The sequence below is a fragment of the Streptomyces diastaticus subsp. diastaticus genome (assembly GCF_011170125.1).
Lineage (GTDB): Bacteria > Actinomycetota > Actinomycetes > Streptomycetales > Streptomycetaceae > Streptomyces > Streptomyces diastaticus.
This window is the reverse complement of the sequence record NZ_BLLN01000003.1, coordinates 217,975-232,763: the sequence shown is the minus strand read 5'-3', so window position 1 is coordinate 232,763 and position 14,789 is coordinate 217,975. Positions and strand designations below refer to the sequence as shown.

Below are 14,789 nucleotides of genomic sequence, written 5' to 3'. Positions count from 1 at the left end.
ACTTGTCGGCACGGGGCCGAGGGAGGGCCAGTCCATGACCGAACGGGACCATCATCTACTGGTGCACCAGGGAGCGTTCGCCGCGCTCGGGGAGGAGGGGGAGGCGGTGGGCGGCCGGGGGGCCGTCCCGCAGGGGCTGTTCGTACGGGACGCGCGGCACCTCAGCCGCTGGCAACTGGCGCTCGACGGGGCGGCGCCGGAGGTACTGGTCCCGGCGTCGGACGAGGGGTCGCCGCGGTGGGTGCTGGCGCCCCGGTCCGGCCTCGGCGAGCCGCCGGCGTACACCGTCTTCCGGGAGCAGGCGCTGAGCGACGGGTGCCTCGTCGACCGGCTGCGAGTGGTGCGGCACACCCCGGCGGCGGCCCCGCTGCGGATCGCGCTGACCGTCGACGCGGACTTCGCCGACCTCTTCGAGCTCCGCGCCGATCACCGCACGTACGTCAAGGCCGCGCTCCGGCGGACCCGCGACGTGCTGCCCGAGGGTGTGGAGTTCGCCTACCGGCGGGGCGGCTGGCAGGCCCGGACCCGGGTCACCGCCGACCCCGCGCCCGAGGCGGTGGAGGAGACCGGGACCGGCGCCCGCCGCCTGGTGTGGACGCTCGCCCCCGACGGCGCCGGGGAAGCGGTGCTGACGGTCCGCGCCCAGGCCCTGCCCGGCGGCGCCCCCGAGCCCGGGAATCCCCCGGGCACCGTGGGCGACGCGGTGGCCCGGCGGGCGCGGACCGTCGAGGAGTACCGCGCCGGGGTGCGGCTGCCCGCCTCGGAACCCGCCCTCGCGGCCGCCGCCGGCCGGGGCCTGACCGACCTGGCCCTCCTCCAGGTGGAGGCGGCGGGGCCGGACGGCGAGGCACTGCTGGTGCCGGGCGCGGGCGTCCCCTGGTACGCGGCGCTCTTCGGCCGCGACGCCGTGCTGACCTCGCTCTTCGTGCTGCCCTACCGTGCGGCCCCGGCCGCGGCCACCCTGCTGGCGCTGGCCGCCGCCCAGGCCCCGGACGACGCCGCCGCGACGGACCCGGCGGCGCGGCCCGGCCGGATCGTGCACGAGGTGCGCCACGGCGAACTGGCCCACTTCGGCCAGGTGCCGTACGGGCGGTACTACGGCTCGGTCGACGCCACCCCGCTCTTCCTGGTGCTGCTCGGCGCGTACACCGAGCGGACCGGGGACGAGGCGCTCGCCCGGCGGCTGGAGCCGCACGCCCGGGCGGCGGTCGGGTGGATGCTGGACCACGGCGGGCTCGCCACCGACGGCTACCTGCTGCCGCGGGCCGACGAGGGCGGCCGTGCGCACCACCACTGGAAGGACTCGCCCGACGCCCTCTGCCACGCCGACGGCTCCCGCCCGGCGGGCGTGGTCGCCTCGGCGGGCGCGCAGGGGTACGCGTACGACGCCTTGCGCCGCACCGCCCGGCTGGCCCGTACCGTCTGGGCGGACCCGCCGTACGCCGAGCGCTGCGACCGGGCCGCGACCGGCCTGCGGGACCGCTTCCAGCGGGACTTCTGGCTGGAGCCGCAGGGCTTCCCCGCGCTCGGCCTCGACGCGGACGGCCGCCCGCTCGACGCCCTCGCCTCGGACGCCGGTCACCTGCTCTGGTCCGGGCTGCTCGACAAGGAGTACGGCGCAGTGGCCGGGCGCCGCCTGCTGGAGCCGGACTTCTTCTCCGGCTGGGGTGTCCGCACGCTCGCCGCGGGCCAGCCGGCCTACCACCCGCTCGGCCACCACCGGGGCGCGGTCTGGCCGCACGACAACGCGCTGGCCGCGCTGGGGCTGGCCCGCTACGGGCTGCACGACGAGGCCCGCCGGGTGGCGAGGGCCTTCGCCGAGGCCGCCGCGCTGACCGGGGGCACCCTGCCGTCCGTACTGGCCGGGTACGACCGGGTGGACTCCCCCACCCCGGTGCCGCACCCCTACGCCAGCGCCCGGGAGTCCCGGGTGGCCGCGACGCCCCTGGCCCTGCTGACGGCGATCGGCGGGGGCTGAGGTACCGGCCGGTCAGGCGCCCGGGACCCAGCCGTAGCTGTGGTCGACGGCGAAGCGGACCACCAGGCGGCCGTCCTCGACCATGACCTCGCGGTACTCGTCCCAGTCAGGGTGTTCGCCCTGGACGGCGCGGTAGACGTCGACCAGTTCCTCCACGGCCTCGTCGTCCTTGGCGGCCGCGGTGGCGGAGAGCGTGGCGGTGCCCTCGTAGACCGCGTAGGCACCGCCGTCGCGGGTGGTGACGTGCAGGCTGACGCGCGGGTCGCGGCGCAGGTTGCGGACCTTGGCGCGGCCGTCGGTGGTGGAGAAGCGGATGACACCCGTCGCGGGGTCGTAGGTGAAGTCGACGTTGGAGGACTGGGGGCGGCCGTCCTTCTTCAGGGTGACCAGCACCCCCCGGCTGTGGTCGTCGAGAAGGGAGAGGTGGGCCTTGCGGGCGTCGTCGTTCTGGGCCACGTGCGTCCTTCGGTCGTTCGGTGGCGCCTGGCAGGCGGCTGACCCGTCGATGGTGCGGGATCAGGTGCCTGGACAACACCCCGGACGCCGGGAAAGATTCCGGCACCTCCTCGGCAACTCGCCGCCGGTCGGAGGGCGTTGATGTGCCGACTGCCATACGGGCGGTGGCCTCCCGTTCCCGTCGCGCCGCGGCCCGCGCCGGGTCACGGGCCGTCCGGCAGCAGGGTGCCGAGCGGGCCGAGGTCGAGGTTGAGGTCCTCGCGGCGCAGACCGTGCTGGGCGCACAGCTCGTCCATCCGCTGGTCGAGCAGCATCAGAGTGGTGCCGATGGCCTCCTCCTGGCCGTCGCTGAGGTCGCCGAGGTCCACCCTGCGCAGCGCCTGGCGCTCCATCAGCTGGCGGAGGAGTTCGACGACGGTCAGGACCAGCGCGGCCAGGTCCCGCCCGGCCTGCTGCGGGTCGATGTCGAGCCGGGTGTCGTTCACAGCGGCCCTCCGTCGGCCCAGGGCGCGGGGACGCGTTCGTTGACGGAGGAGAGCAGGGCGTGCAGGGAGAGCCGGATCAGCGGCACGTCGGCGATGGCGATCACCAGGTCCCCGCTGATCACCACCCCGGTGGCCAGCACGCGGTCGAGCAGGTCGACCAGCGGCACCCCGACCGGCGCCTCCACGTGCTCCCAGGAGACCACCTCACGCGGGGGCGCCGTCACGGCCCGCTCCTTCCGTGAGGGCGACCGAGGCGAAGGAGTAGGGCACCCAGGGCCCCGACGCCTCGACGGCGAACCCGGCCAGCCGGGGGTCCTGCCGCAGGGTGTCCAGGGCGGCCTCGAACAGCCGGTCGCCGTCCCGGGGCACGAGATAGGCCCCGTTCATGACCTGGGGCCGTTCCCGTCCGGTCAGCTCGACCCCGTGCAGGGGCCTGCGTACGGCGGCGACGGCGACGGTGCGGACCACGCGGTCGACCAGGTCCACGGCGTCCAGGGCGCTCTCCTGCTGCCGTTCACGGGTGGCCCGCCGCCCGCGGACCCGCGCCAGGTACTCCCGGCCGGTGGCGGGCTCGTCACGCTCGGGGGCCGCCGGGGCGCCGCCGTCCGCTGCGGGCTCCGGGGGCGGCTGAGCGGTGTCGCGGTGCACCTTCACCGCCCACTCGACGTGCCCGGCGACCCGGTGCAGGGCCTCGCTGAGCCGCTCGGCGTGCTCCTCCAGGACGACTCTGGTGCGCACGTCGTTGGCGTAGAGGGTGGCGAGCGGCAGCGGCACGGTGGCCGCGCCCGCGGCGGCGGCGCTGACCACCCGGTGGTGGGTACGGGCGCACCGCTCCAGGTCGGCGCGGTCGGTGAACCGCCGGCGCAGCGCCTCCTCGGTGAAGTCGGCGGCGGGCACGTCCTGCACGACGGCGGTCAGCGAGCCGAGCGGCAGCAGCCGTACGGGCCCGCCGCCGTCGTGGCCGGGGCTGTGGATCTCCGGGCCGCCGGTCCGGCGGACGGCGTAGACGTACGTCGCGAAAGTCATGCGGGGGCCGTCCTCTCGATCGGGGGGCCGTTGCGGCCGCTGCGCGACCGGCCGCGGGACTCGGTCGTCCGTTCCGCCCCGTCCTCCTCCTCGTCGTCCCCCGGCTCCAGCTCCCGCAGGCGACCGCGGAGGAAGGCGTTCTCCTCCATGAGGGCGTCGCGCTTGGCGCGGGAGGAGAGCGCCGGGTCGGTCTCCCACCAGTCGATCCCGGCCTTCCTGGCGGTGTCGACCGAGGAGACGAACAACCGGAGGCGGATGGTGAGGAGTTCGATGTCGAGCAGGTCGATCTTGATGTCCCCGGCGATGACGATGCCCTTGTCGAGGACGCGTTCGAGGATGTCGGCGAGGTTGCCGGAGGAGGGGCCGTTGTGCGGCAGGACCTCGTCCTCCTCCCAGGCCCACACCCCGGCCGCGGCGCCGCTCACCGCCGCTCCCCCTCGTCCTCGTCCTCGTCCTCGTAGTCGTCGTCCTCGTCGTCCTCGTCGTCCTCCTCCTCGTCCTCGTCGTCGTAGTCGTAGTCCTCCTCGTCCCCGTCGTCGTCCCCGTCGTCGTCCTCGCCGTCTCCGTCCTCCTCGTACTCCTCGTCCCCGTCCTCCTCGTCGTAGCCGTCGTCGTCCTCGCCCTGGTCCTGGGCGTCGTCGGACTCCTCGTCCTTCATCGCGTCCTCGTGGCTGCGGACCACCTCTCCCTCACGGATCTCACCGCGCCAGCCCTCGATCTCCGGGTCCGGGCCGAGGGTGACGTGGCGGGCGAAGTGCTTGAGGTCGAGGCGCAGCCGACGGCCCTGGGCGCGCCACAGGTTGCCGGTCTTCTCGAAGAAGCCCGACGGGTAGTACTCGATGATGGCGACGACCCGCGTCAGGTGGGGCGCCAGTTCGTGGAAGGTGACGGCCCCCGCGGTGCTGCCCTTGGAGCCCTCCGAGGTCCAGACGATCCGGTCGTCGGGGACCTGCTCCTGGATGGTGGCTGTCCAGCTCCGCTCCGAGAGGAAGACCTTGACCTTCCAGTCGTTCTCCTCGTCCTCGTTCTGGGTGACCGACTTGACGCCCTTCATGAACGAGCTGAAGTCCTCGAACTGCGTCCAGTGGTCGTAGACCGTGCGCAGGGGCACCGGGATGTCGATGGACTCGACGATGTTGGTGACCTTGGTGTCGCCGGTGGAGCCGGTGCCGCCGCCGAAGGCGTCCTTGACCTTGCCGACGGCCTTGTCCTTCACGTCCTTGGCCTTCTCCGAGGCCATCGCCTTGACCGGCGACTCGCCCTCCATGACACGCTTTCCGGCCTTGCCGGCCGGCCCGTCGACGGACTCGGTGAGTTTTCCGGTCAGCTCGGTGACCTTGTCGCCCGCCTTGTCGGCGATGCTCTGGGCACGGGCGCCCAGGTGCGACTTGGCCTCCTCCTTGAGGCGGTCGAACGCCGAACCCTGCTCGTCGTCCTTCTTCTGCGCGGCCATCCGCCGTCACCCCTCTCGCCCGGGGCGCGGCGCGGAGCGACGCGTCCGTTCTGTCTTCCCCGCCGGCTTCTGGGGGAGGGACTTGCCGGCCGGAGCCTTCTTGACCGTCTTCTGCGCCGGCCGCTCGCCCGCCGCCTTCTTGCCCGGAGCCTTCTTGCCCGCTGCCTTCTTGCCCGGAGCCGCCTTCTTGGCCGCCTTCTTGGCGGGCGGCCTCCCCTCCGCCTCGCGGGCGGAGGACTTCTTGGCCGGGGCGGACTTCTTGGAGGGCGCCGACTTCTTGGCGGAGGGCGACTTCTTGGCACGGTCACGGGGGCGGGGGGCCGGCTCGGGCTCCTCGTCCTCGTCGTCCTCCTCGTCATAGCCCTCGTCGTCCTCGTCCCGGGCCTCGTCCTCGTCCTCGAAGTCGTCGTCCTCCTCGGCGTACTGGTCCTCCCCCTCGGACTCCTCGTCCTCCTCGGGGCGGGGCGAGCTGAGCAGGGAGGTGCGCTCACGGAGGGAGTCGGCCAGCGAGTCGAACTGCCGGTCGGCCGCGGCGGTGAGGGCGCTGCGGCCCGCCGTCAGCAGATCGCCGCGGACCTGGTCGCTGAGGGCGCTGAACTGCGGGGTCTCGCGGAGCTTGCTGACTCCCTCACTCACCAGTTCCTGAGGGCTGAGCTTGAACCGGCGTCCGGCCAGATAGGTGCCGACCGTCAGGGCCAGCTTCGCCTTGCGGGTCCGGCCGAGGGCGTACCCGGCGGCGATCGCGGTGGCGAGGGCCACCTTGTTCGTGTCGTTCATCAGTGACTTCCCGGGGGTCGGGGTGCGGGGTGGGCGGGGGCCTTGCCCGGCGGGCGGCCTTCCAGCAGGTCCAGGAGGCGCTCCTCCTCGTCCTCGAAGCGCTCCTGGTCGATCTCTCCCTCGTCCAGTGCGCGGTTGAGGGCGGCCAGCCGGGCACGCAGCACGGCCGGGTCGCCGGTCTCGCGCTCGGCGGTCTCCTCCAGCCGGTCGGCGATCCAGGCGACCCCGCGGGCGGGGGCGAGCGGCAGGGTGAGCAGTCCGGTGAGCAGTCCCATCTCAGACCGCCGCCCTGCGGGGCGCCGGAGAGCCGGCCGCCTCGGCGGGGACGAAGCTGTAGCAGGGCAGCGGGCCGGTGAGCAGCAGCTCGGCCCGGCCGGCCAGTTCGGCGGCGAGTCGGTCCGCCGCGGCGCGGAAGGCCGCTTCGGTGTCCCGGGGCAGCAGCAGCGACACGTTGAGTACGCATCCCTCGACCTCGGGCCCGTCGCACCACTCGGCGGCGAGCGGGGCCAGCGTCCGGCGGACCCGTTCGGCGGCGAGCCGGGCCCGCCGCTCCAGCGCGTCCGCCACCGCCTGGCCCAGCCGCACACTCGCCTCGTAACCGGGGCGGCGCAGGCCACGCGCCCGTAGGGCCCGCAATCCCTGGTCCTCCGCGAGGAGTTGGGTGAGAGCCGCCTCGCCCTGTGCGGGCATCGCCTTGACGTTCATCTCGACGTGGCCCGCGACCCTCTCCAGCGCCTGCTCGTAGGCGCCGCGACGCGTGGTGAGCCGGCCGGTCAGCGTCGCGGCGTCGGGCAGCACCACCCCGAACCGCATCGGCAGCACCGGCCCGTCGGCGGCGAGCGCCGTCAGCAGCTCCTGATGGGCGGTGAGGTCGCGGCGCCGGGCGCGCAGCCCCTCCGGGGCGTCCCCGGTCACCGCGGCCGGACCGTCCGGTTCGGCGGCGACCAGCCGGACGGGGGCACCGCCCACGCCGATGCGTTCGGCCGGGACCGGGTGGCCGGGGCCGACCACTCCGTAGACGTACAGACTCATGGGTCAGCTCCTGGCCGGGCGGCGTCGGGGCCGGTCGGAGGAGGACGAGGGGCGCTTCTTGCGGGGCCTGACCCGCTCGGCCTGCTCCTCCTTCTCCGCCTCGTCCTCCGCCTCCTCGACGTCGTCGTCCATGCCGAGCACGCCCTTGACCTTGTCTCCGACCGAACTGGCGGCCCGCCGGGCCCCGGCCTTGCCGACCGCCCCGGCCACGCCGCCTCCGAACAGCTCGGGCACGGTCCGGCTGCGGGAGTCGTTCTCCAGGTCGATGCGGTTGCACGCCTCGGCGAAGCGGAGGTAGGTGTCGACGCTGGCGACGCAGATGCGCGCGTCGATCTTCAGGATCTCGATACCGACGAGGGAGACACGGATGAACACGTCGATGACCATGCCGCGGTCGAGGATGAGTTCCAGGGTGTCGTAGAGCGTGCCGGCGCGCGGGGCGCAGACCAGGTCGTCGCGGTATATCGCAGGGGTCGTCATGGCTGACCAGCTTTCTCAGGTGTCGGCGGCGCCCCGCCGGTAGCGGCGTACGCGGCGGTACTCCAGGAGCTCGCCGTCACCGTCCAGTTCGACCTCGTAGGTCGCCAGCAGGCTGGTGGTGTCGGGGATGCGGGGCACCTCGAGCACGTCGACGTCGACGCGCCAGCCGGAGTGCTCCTCGGCCCTGCGGACGGCCGACACCCCCTCGGTGCAGTGGCCGATCAGGTCGGTGAGGCTCTCGCAGGCGTGTTCCGCCGCAGCCCGGGCACCGCGTACCGACTCCTTGCGGGAGCCTTTGGAGGCGGTGGATCTCCTGGCGGGCTTGGTGTGTTGCTCTGCCATGGACCCAGTCTCGGCAGCGTGCCGACACGCCGCCTTCGGTGATGCGCCGAATGGGGGCCGACCCGGCCGGCGCCGAGGCACTCGCCCATGACGAGCGAGGACCCCGCGCCACCGGAGGGGTCACGCGGGGTCCGTCGTACGGTGCCGGAGACCCGGCGGCCGGGAATCAGCCGCCGGAGGTGTCCAGTTCGGCCTCGGGGTCCACACCGGCACGGTCCCACGGGTCGTTCAGCCAGCCGTCGGGCAGGACGACGCGGTCGCGGCCGGAGGTCCGTCCGCGCGGTCCGTCGGCGCCGGCCGGCCAGGGCTGGTCGAGGTGGAGGGTGTCGAGCTGTGCACGCAGCTCGGCGAGGGAGGAGGTGACGGCGAGGCTGCGCCGCAGGTCCGATCCGACCGAGAAGCCCTTGAGGTACCAGGCGACGTGCTTGCGGAAGTCGATCACCCCGCGCGCCTCGTCCCCGATCCACTCCCCCAGCAACTGGGCGTGGCGCACCATGACGTCGGCGACCTCCCGCAGGGCCGGCGCGGCGGGCGCGCCCGTCCCCTCGAAGGCGGCGACCAGGTCCCCGAAGAGCCAGGGCCGGCCGAGGCAGCCCCGGCCGACGACGACCCCGTCACACCCCGTCTCGGCCATCATGCGGACGGCGTCCGCGGCCGACCAGATGTCGCCGTTGCCCAGTACCGGGATCTCGGTGACGTGCTCCCTGAGCCGGGCGATGGCCTCCCAGTCGGCGGTGCCGCTGTAGTGCTGGGCTGCGGTACGGCCGTGCAGGGCGACCGCCGTCACCCCCTCCTCGACGGCGATCCGGCCGGCGTCGAGGTAGGTGGTGTGGTCGTCGTCGATGCCCTTGCGCATCTTGATCGTCACCGGCAGCTCCCCGGCCCCCGACACCGCCTCGCGCAGGATGGCCCGCAGCAGGTTCCGCTTGTACGGCAGCGCCGAGCCGCCGCCCTTGCGGGTGACCTTCGGCACCGGGCAGCCGAAGTTCAGGTCGATGTGGTCGGCGAGGTCCTCGTCCACGATCATGCGGACGGCCTTGCCGACCGTGGCCGGGTCCACGCCGTAGAGCTGGATCGACCGGGGCCGTTCCGTCTCCCCGAACTGGATGAGCTGCATCGTCTTCTCGTTGCGCTCCACCAGTGCCCGCGTGGTGATCATCTCGCTGACGAACAGCCCCTTGCCCCCCGAGAACTCCCGGCACAGGGTGCGGAACGGAGCGTTGGTGATCCCCGCCATCGGCGCCAGCACCACGGGCGGCGACACGATGTGCGGGCCGATGGCGAGAGAGGCGGCGACGGGCGCCGCGGTCTGCGGGGAGGTGCCGGTGGGGGCGGGAGATGACGCGGGCATCTCCCCATTGTCGCACCCCCTTCTCGGAGCCCGGCTCGCCGCCGGGGCGCCCCACGTCGTCGTCGGGGCCCTCGTGGCGGGCGGCCCGCGAAAGGCTCGCGCGTGGGGCGGGTGTCCCGGCGACGACGCGCCCCTTCGGCTCCCGAGGACGGCTCGTCCGGTGCGGGACGTGAGAAGCGGGCCCGCCCCCTCCCCCGAGAGGGAAGGGCGCGGGCCCGCGGATCTCTGTACCGGCGGGTCAGGCGTTGCCGCCCGCCTCCTGGGCGGCCCCGTCCCGGTCGCCCTCGGGTGCGGTGGCGTCGGCCGCGGTGCCGTCGGCCGCCGCCGCGGTGCGTTCACGCATCTTGCGGAGGAGTTCCTGCTTCTTGTCGAGCGCGGCCGGGCGGTTGTCGGCGGGGCCGCCGGGGGCGTCGGCCGGGCGTCCGTTGCGGGGCAGCTTGTTGCGCTGGCCGCCGACACCGAGCAGGTTGTTGCGACTCTTGGCCACGGGGATCTCCGTTTCTGGGCTCTGGATGACACCGCGATGCGTCATGACGGCAGGCGACACGCGTACGCGAACCCTCCACGCCGTGGCACGGGCGGGCCGGAAGCGGCCCGGGCGCGTGACGGACGCGGCGCGGTGAAGGGGAAGGGAACGATGTGGGGACGGGCTGCGCGGCCCGCCCGCTCTCACTCGTAGATCGGCGTCATCGAGAACATGCGGAGAGGCTACCGGGGGGCCGGCGGCCGGCGCGAGCCATTTTTTCCCGAGCGGCACCGGACAGCCGGACGCCCCCGGTCCGCGAGGGGAACGGGGGCGTCCGGGCCGGCCGGGCCGCCGGGAGGGCGACGCGTCCGGGTGGGTCAGCAGCCGACGAGGCGGGCGGCCAGGTAGCCCTCGATCTGGTCGAGGGAGACCCGCTCCTGCTGCATGGTGTCGCGCTCGCGGACGGTCACCGCGTTGTCGTCCAGGGTGTCGAAGTCGACGGTGACGCAGAACGGCGTGCCGATCTCGTCCTGCCGGCGGTAGCGGCGGCCGATGGCGCCGGCGTCGTCGAACTCGATGTTCCAGTGCTGACGCAGCGCCGCCGCCAGGCCCTTGGCCTTCGGGGACAGCTCGGGGTTGCGCGAGAGCGGCAGCACGGCGGCCTTGACCGGGGCCAGGCGCGGGTCGAACCGCATGACGGTGCGCTTCTCCAGCTTGCCCTTGGCGTTGGGCGCCTCGTCCTCGAGGTACGCGTCGAGCATGAAGGCCAGCATGGCGCGGCCGAGACCCGCGGCGGGCTCGATGACGTAGGGGGTCCAGCGCTCGCCGGCCTCCTGGTCGAAGAAGGACAGGTCCTGGCCGGACGCCTTGGCGTGCGCGGAGAGGTCGTAGTCCGTGCGGTTGGCGACGCCCTCCAGCTCACCCCACTCGGAGCCGCCGAACTGGAAGCGGTACTCGATGTCGGCGGTGCGCTTGGAGTAGTGGGAGAGCTTCTCCTTCGGGTGCTCGAACCACCGCATGTTCTCCTCGCGCATGCCGAGGCCGGTGTACCAGTTCCAGCGCTGCTCCATCCAGTACTCCTGCCACTGCTCGTCCTCGCCCGGCTTGACGAAGAACTCCATCTCCATCTGCTCGAACTCGCGGGTGCGGAAGATGAAGTTGCCGGGCGTGATCTCGTTGCGGAAGGACTTGCCCACCTGGGCGATGCCGAACGGGGGCTTGCGCCGCGAGGTCTGCTGCACCTGGGCGAAGTTGGTGAAGATGCCCTGGGCGGTCTCGGGGCGCAGGTAGGCGATGGAGCCGGAGTCCTGCGTGGGGCCGAGGTGGGTGGAGAGCAGGCCCGAGAACTCCTTGGGCTCGGTGAACTGGCCCTTGTTGCCGCAGTGCGGGCAGTTGACGTCGGCCAGGCCGTTCTCGGGGAGGCGGCCGTGCTTCGCCTCGTACGCCTCCTCCAGGTGGTCCGCGCGGAAGCGCTTGTGGCAGGAGGTGCACTCCGTCAGCGGGTCGCTGAAGGTGGCGACGTGACCGGAGGCGACCCACACCTCGGAGGCGAGGATCACCGAGGAGTCGAGACCGACGACCTCGTCACGGGAGGTGACCATGTAGCGCCACCACTGCCGCTTGATGTTCTCCTTGAGCTCCACGCCCAGCGGCCCGTAGTCCCAGGCGGCACGCTGGCCGCCGTAGATCTCACTGCTCGGGTAGACGAAGCCACGGCGCTTGCTCAGGCTGACGATGCTGTCGATCTTGTCGGCGGCCACGGTGCTCTCTTCATTACGACGAAGCGGTTGGTGAGTCCGCCGAGGCTCACGTGCGGCCGCGACGGACGGCGAATACCCCAGATTACCGGCGCCCTCACCCCCGGGATCAAATCCGCCGGAGCGCGGATGGCCGGATCGGGGCAATGCGGGCGGCGGTCCGGGGAACTAACCGGACTAGTGGGACTCCGGGCCGGGACGGACGCACCCGGGCCCACCTCCGGAGGTCGCGGGACCGCCTTGGCGGCCTCCCCCGGGTGGCGCATCCCGAGTGGCGGTGAAAGGATTTTTTGACAATCGTTTCCACCTTTGTTGAAAATGAGTGTCATGAACATACGTCGTGGCCGGAATCGATCAGTCCGCACAGCTCTCACCGCCTCCGCCGCCGCTCTCTCGCTGGGCGTGCTGGCGGCGTGCGGCAGCTCCGACGCCGGCGGGGGCGCGGACGGCAAGCTCGCCGTGACCACCTCGTTCTACCCGCTGGAGTTCCTCGCCGAGCAGATCGGCGGTGACCACGTCGACGTCACCACTCTGACCGGCCCCGGTGTGGAACCCCACGACCTGGACATCACCCCCCGCCAGACCGGCGCGATGAGCGAGGCCGACGTCCTGCTCTACCTGCGCGACCTCCAGCCCGCCGTCGACAAGGCCGTCGACCAGGCCGGCGTCGAGAACACCGTGGACGCGGCCGAGCTGACCACGCTGGAGGCGCACGGCTCCTCCGGCGGCCACGACCACGCCGAGGGCGACGGACACGACCACGGCGAGGAGGGCCACGACCACGCCGAGGAGGAGGGCGACGGCCACGACCACGGCGACTCCGGCCTCGACCCGCACGTCTGGCTCGACCCGGTCAAGTACGCCGAGATCGCCGACGGCGTCGGCGCGGCACTCCAGAAGGCCGACCCCGACCACGCCGCCGACTACCGGAAGAACACCGAGGCGCTCACCGGCAAGCTGAAGGGCCTCGACAAGGACTTCCGCGAGGGCCTGAAGAACACCGACTCCAGGACCTTCATCACCACCCACGCCGCCTTCGGCTACCTCGCCGAGCGGTACGGGCTGGATCAGGAGAGCATTGCCGGTGTCGACCCCGAGTCCGAGCCCAGCCCGGCCCGGATGAAGGAACTCCAGAAGGTCGCCGCCGAGGAACACGTGACCACCGTCTTCTTCGAGACCCTGGCCAGCGACCGCACGGCCAAGGTCCTCGCCGAGGACACCGGGCTGCGCACCGGCGTGCTGGACCCGCTGGAGGGCCTCACCGAGAAGTCGCAGGGCGACGACTACCTCGAGGTCATGGAGGCCAACCTGGCCGCCCTGAAGAAGGCGCTCGGCGCCAAGTGACCGTCCCCGCCCCCCGCGGGCCCCGAGGAAGCACGGTGGACCCGGTGAACGCAGGAGCCTCCCCGACACCCCGCCCCCAGGCCGCCGACCCGGTCGTCTCCCTGACCGACGCGGTCGCCGCCCTCGGTGCCCGCCCGGTGCTGCGCGGTATCGACCTGGCCGTCGGCCGCGGCGAGGTCGTCGCCCTGCTCGGCGCCAACGGCTCGGGCAAGTCGACCGCCGTCCGCGCCGCCATCGGCCAGGTCCCGCTGAGCCGTGGCGAGGTCCGCCTCTTCGGTACCCCGCTGCGCCGCTTCCGCGCCTGGTCCCGCCTCGGCTACGTCCCGCAGCGCACCACGGCCGCCGGGGGCGTGCCCGCCACCGTGCGGGAGGTCGTCTCCTCCGGCCGGCTCTCGCGGACCCGGCTGGGCCCGCTGCGCAAGGCCGACCGGGAGGCGGTCGGCCGGGCGCTGGAGGCGGTGGGGCTGGCCGACCGCGCCAAGGACTCCGTCAACGCGCTCTCCGGCGGCCAGCACCAGCGGGTGCTGATCGCCCGCGCGCTGGCCGGCGGCCCCGAGCTGCTGATCATGGACGAGCCGATGGCCGGGGTGGACCTGGCCAGCCAGGAGGTGCTGGCCGAGACCCTGCGCGCGCAGGTCGCCGACGGTGCCACGGTCCTGCTCGTCCTGCACGAGCTGGGCCCGCTGGAGCCGCTCATCGACCGCGCCGTCGTCCTGCGCGACGGCTGCGTGGCCCACGACGGTCCGCCGCCGAAGGCCGTCGGCCAGCACGCGCTGCCCGGCCACGACCACGTACACCCGCACGCGGCGCCCGAGAACGCCGATCCGATCCGGACGGGACTGTTCGACTGATGGACCTCTTCGACTACGCCTTCATGCAGCGCGCCCTGGTCGCCGCGGTGCTGGTCGGGCTGACCGCCCCGGCCATCGGCACCTACCTGGTCCAGCGCCGCCAGGCGATCATGGGCGACGGCATCGGGCACGTGGCGATGACCGGCGTGGCGCTCGGTTTCCTGCTCAACACCAGTCCGGTCTGGATGGCCACCGCCGTCGCCGTGCTCGGCTCGGTCGGCATGGAGCTGATCCGCTCCCGGGGCCGTACCAGCGGTGACGTGGCGCTGGCCCTGCTGTTCTACGGCGGCATGGCCGGCGGCGTCATGATCATCAACCTGGCGCCGGGCGGCTCCACCGCCAACCTCAACACCTACCTCTTCGGCTCCATCACCACCGTCTCGCCGGAGGACCTGACGGCGGTGGTCGTCCTCGCCGTGCTGGTCCTCGCGGTCACCCTGGGCCTGCGCCGCCAGCTCTTCGCGGTCTGCCAGGACGAGGAGTTCGCCCGCGTCACCGGCCTGCCGGTCCGCCTGCTCAACCTGGTGATCGCGGTGACCGCCGCCGTCACCGTCACCGTCGCCATGCGCATCGTCGGCCTGCTGCTGGTCAGCGCCATGATGGTGATCCCGGTCGCCGCCGCCCAGCGGCTGACCAAGGGGTTCGGCGCCACGCTGGCGGGGGCCATGGTCATCGGCGTCGTGGTCTCCCTCGCGGGCACCGTCACCACGTACTACGTGGACGCCCCCTCGGGCGCTGCCATCGTCCTGCTGGCCATCGTCGTCTTCCTGCTCCTGAGCGTGGCCGCCACTCCGCTCGCCCGCCGCCGCGCACGCGGAACAGCGGCTTCCCCCGAGGACGTGGCATCCTGCACTGTGGACGAGGGGGAATCCGGCACCACGGCTTCCCCGACGACCCGCCACTAGGCCCAGTCCAGGCCAAGAGCTTCGGGAGCCGAAGGGGCGCGTCGTTGTCGAGACCCCCGTCGCTCGCGGCCGCGAGCCGGTGGAGC

At 73.2% G+C, this 14,789-nt stretch carries 18 protein-coding genes; 4 read left to right on the top strand and 14 right to left on the bottom strand.

The genetic code is table 11. The features are described 5' to 3' along the window. Positions 1 to 34: 34 nt before the first annotated feature. A complete protein-coding gene (locus tag Sdia_RS09490; RefSeq protein WP_185392966.1) occupies positions 35 to 1,978 on the top strand; it encodes an amylo-alpha-1,6-glucosidase in 1,944 nt (647 codons plus the stop codon). A gap of 12 nt (positions 1,979 to 1,990) precedes the next feature. Here the strand turns inward: Sdia_RS09490 and Sdia_RS09485 are convergent, their stop codons facing one another. From Sdia_RS09485 to Sdia_RS09420, 14 genes are all read right to left on the bottom strand, one after another. After that, entirely contained in the window at positions 1,991 to 2,434 is a 444-nt protein-coding gene (locus tag Sdia_RS09485) for a PPOX class F420-dependent oxidoreductase (protein ID WP_100452813.1), read from the bottom strand. A gap of 203 nt (positions 2,435 to 2,637) precedes the next feature. Beyond that, positions 2,638 to 2,919: a gas vesicle protein K gene (locus tag Sdia_RS09480; RefSeq protein WP_100452812.1), complete on the bottom strand. Its 282-nt coding sequence runs from the start codon at positions 2,917 to 2,919 to the stop codon at positions 2,638 to 2,640. Further along, entirely contained in the window at positions 2,916 to 3,143 is a 228-nt protein-coding gene (locus Sdia_RS09475) for a gas vesicle protein (protein WP_100452811.1), read from the bottom strand. The genes Sdia_RS09480 and Sdia_RS09475 overlap by 4 nt, the downstream gene beginning before the upstream one ends. Further along, the gene (locus tag Sdia_RS09470; RefSeq protein ID WP_124287142.1) at positions 3,124 to 3,945 is read right to left on the bottom strand and encodes a GvpL/GvpF family gas vesicle protein; all 822 of its coding nucleotides are present in this window, start codon (positions 3,943 to 3,945) and stop codon (positions 3,124 to 3,126) included. Before Sdia_RS09470 ends, Sdia_RS09475 begins: the two co-directional genes overlap by 20 nt. Beyond that, positions 3,942 to 4,349, bottom strand: coding sequence for a gas vesicle protein (locus tag Sdia_RS09465; protein WP_229831538.1), 408 nt, complete (start codon positions 4,347 to 4,349; stop codon positions 3,942 to 3,944). The genes Sdia_RS09470 and Sdia_RS09465 overlap by 4 nt, the downstream gene beginning before the upstream one ends. Positions 4,350 to 4,366: 17 nt before the next feature. Then, complete coding sequence (locus Sdia_RS09460; protein WP_124287143.1) at positions 4,367 to 5,398, bottom strand: SRPBCC family protein; 1,032 nt, start codon at positions 5,396 to 5,398, stop codon at positions 4,367 to 4,369. A gap of 6 nt (positions 5,399 to 5,404) precedes the next feature. Further along, positions 5,405 to 6,175, bottom strand: a complete 771-nt coding sequence (locus Sdia_RS09455; protein ID WP_100452808.1) for a hypothetical protein — start codon at positions 6,173 to 6,175, stop codon at positions 5,405 to 5,407. Next, positions 6,175 to 6,450 carry a gas vesicle protein GvpG gene (locus Sdia_RS09450; RefSeq protein ID WP_100452807.1) on the bottom strand — a complete coding sequence of 92 codons (276 nt, stop codon included), beginning with the start codon at positions 6,448 to 6,450 and terminating at the stop codon, positions 6,175 to 6,177. The genes Sdia_RS09455 and Sdia_RS09450 overlap by 1 nt, the downstream gene beginning before the upstream one ends. Position 6,451: 1 nt before the next feature. Beyond that, positions 6,452 to 7,207, bottom strand: coding sequence for a GvpL/GvpF family gas vesicle protein (locus tag Sdia_RS09445; RefSeq protein WP_124287144.1), 756 nt, complete (start codon positions 7,205 to 7,207; stop codon positions 6,452 to 6,454). Positions 7,208 to 7,210: 3 nt separating this feature from the next. Continuing rightward, a complete protein-coding gene (gene gvpJ / locus Sdia_RS09440) occupies positions 7,211 to 7,687 on the bottom strand; it encodes a gas vesicle protein GvpJ (protein WP_100452805.1) in 477 nt (158 codons plus the stop codon). Positions 7,688 to 7,702: 15 nt separating this feature from the next. Further along, the gene (locus Sdia_RS09435; protein WP_100452804.1) at positions 7,703 to 8,029 is read right to left on the bottom strand and encodes a gas vesicle protein GvpO; all 327 of its coding nucleotides are present in this window, start codon (positions 8,027 to 8,029) and stop codon (positions 7,703 to 7,705) included. Between the two features lie 166 nt (positions 8,030 to 8,195). Next, positions 8,196 to 9,380 (bottom strand): tRNA dihydrouridine synthase DusB, encoded by a 1,185-nt coding sequence (dusB, locus tag Sdia_RS09430; protein ID WP_203606049.1) that lies wholly within the window; start codon positions 9,378 to 9,380, stop codon positions 8,196 to 8,198. Positions 9,381 to 9,618: 238 nt separating this feature from the next. After that, positions 9,619 to 9,867 (bottom strand): DUF6243 family protein, encoded by a 249-nt coding sequence (locus Sdia_RS09425; RefSeq protein ID WP_100452803.1) that lies wholly within the window; start codon positions 9,865 to 9,867, stop codon positions 9,619 to 9,621. A gap of 356 nt (positions 9,868 to 10,223) precedes the next feature. After that, positions 10,224 to 11,606: a glycine--tRNA ligase gene (locus Sdia_RS09420; RefSeq protein ID WP_100452802.1), complete on the bottom strand. Its 1,383-nt coding sequence runs from the start codon at positions 11,604 to 11,606 to the stop codon at positions 10,224 to 10,226. A gap of 324 nt (positions 11,607 to 11,930) precedes the next feature. On the opposite strand from Sdia_RS09420, the gene Sdia_RS09415 reads away from it, so the two are divergent. From Sdia_RS09415 to Sdia_RS09405, 3 genes are read left to right on the top strand one after another with little or no spacing between them, the layout of a single operon-like run. Continuing rightward, on the top strand, positions 11,931 to 12,947 hold the full coding sequence (locus Sdia_RS09415) for a metal ABC transporter substrate-binding protein (RefSeq protein WP_100452801.1): 1,017 nt from the start codon (positions 11,931 to 11,933) through the stop codon (positions 12,945 to 12,947). Positions 12,948 to 12,991: 44 nt separating this feature from the next. Continuing rightward, positions 12,992 to 13,798: a metal ABC transporter ATP-binding protein gene (locus tag Sdia_RS09410; protein ID WP_100453339.1), complete on the top strand. Its 807-nt coding sequence runs from the start codon at positions 12,992 to 12,994 to the stop codon at positions 13,796 to 13,798. After that, a complete protein-coding gene (locus Sdia_RS09405; RefSeq protein ID WP_100452800.1) occupies positions 13,798 to 14,703 on the top strand; it encodes a metal ABC transporter permease in 906 nt (301 codons plus the stop codon). Before Sdia_RS09410 ends, Sdia_RS09405 begins: the two co-directional genes overlap by 1 nt. The last annotated feature ends 86 nt before the right edge of the window (positions 14,704 to 14,789 follow it).

Excerpts from the sequence above, each read along its gene's own strand:
- Sdia_RS09490 (WP_185392966.1), top strand. The coding sequence starts at position 35 with ATGACCGAACGGGACCATCATCTACTGGTGCACCAGGGAGCGTTCGCC.
- Sdia_RS09470 (WP_124287142.1), bottom strand. The coding sequence starts at position 3,945 with ATGACTTTCGCGACGTACGTCTACGCCGTCCGCCGGACCGGCGGCCCG.
- Sdia_RS09460 (WP_124287143.1), bottom strand. The coding sequence starts at position 5,398 with ATGGCCGCGCAGAAGAAGGACGACGAGCAGGGTTCGGCGTTCGACCGC.
- Sdia_RS09455 (WP_100452808.1), bottom strand. The coding sequence starts at position 6,175 with ATGAACGACACGAACAAGGTGGCCCTCGCCACCGCGATCGCCGCCGGG.
- Sdia_RS09450 (WP_100452807.1), bottom strand. The coding sequence starts at position 6,450 with ATGGGACTGCTCACCGGACTGCTCACCCTGCCGCTCGCCCCCGCCCGC.
- Sdia_RS09445 (WP_124287144.1), bottom strand. The coding sequence starts at position 7,207 with ATGAGTCTGTACGTCTACGGAGTGGTCGGCCCCGGCCACCCGGTCCCG.
- gvpJ (WP_100452805.1), bottom strand. The coding sequence starts at position 7,687 with ATGACGACCCCTGCGATATACCGCGACGACCTGGTCTGCGCCCCGCGC.
- Sdia_RS09435 (WP_100452804.1), bottom strand. The coding sequence starts at position 8,029 with ATGGCAGAGCAACACACCAAGCCCGCCAGGAGATCCACCGCCTCCAAA.
- dusB (WP_203606049.1), bottom strand. The coding sequence starts at position 9,380 with ATGCCCGCGTCATCTCCCGCCCCCACCGGCACCTCCCCGCAGACCGCG.
- Sdia_RS09415 (WP_100452801.1), top strand. The coding sequence starts at position 11,931 with ATGAACATACGTCGTGGCCGGAATCGATCAGTCCGCACAGCTCTCACC.
- Sdia_RS09405 (WP_100452800.1), top strand. The coding sequence starts at position 13,798 with ATGGACCTCTTCGACTACGCCTTCATGCAGCGCGCCCTGGTCGCCGCG.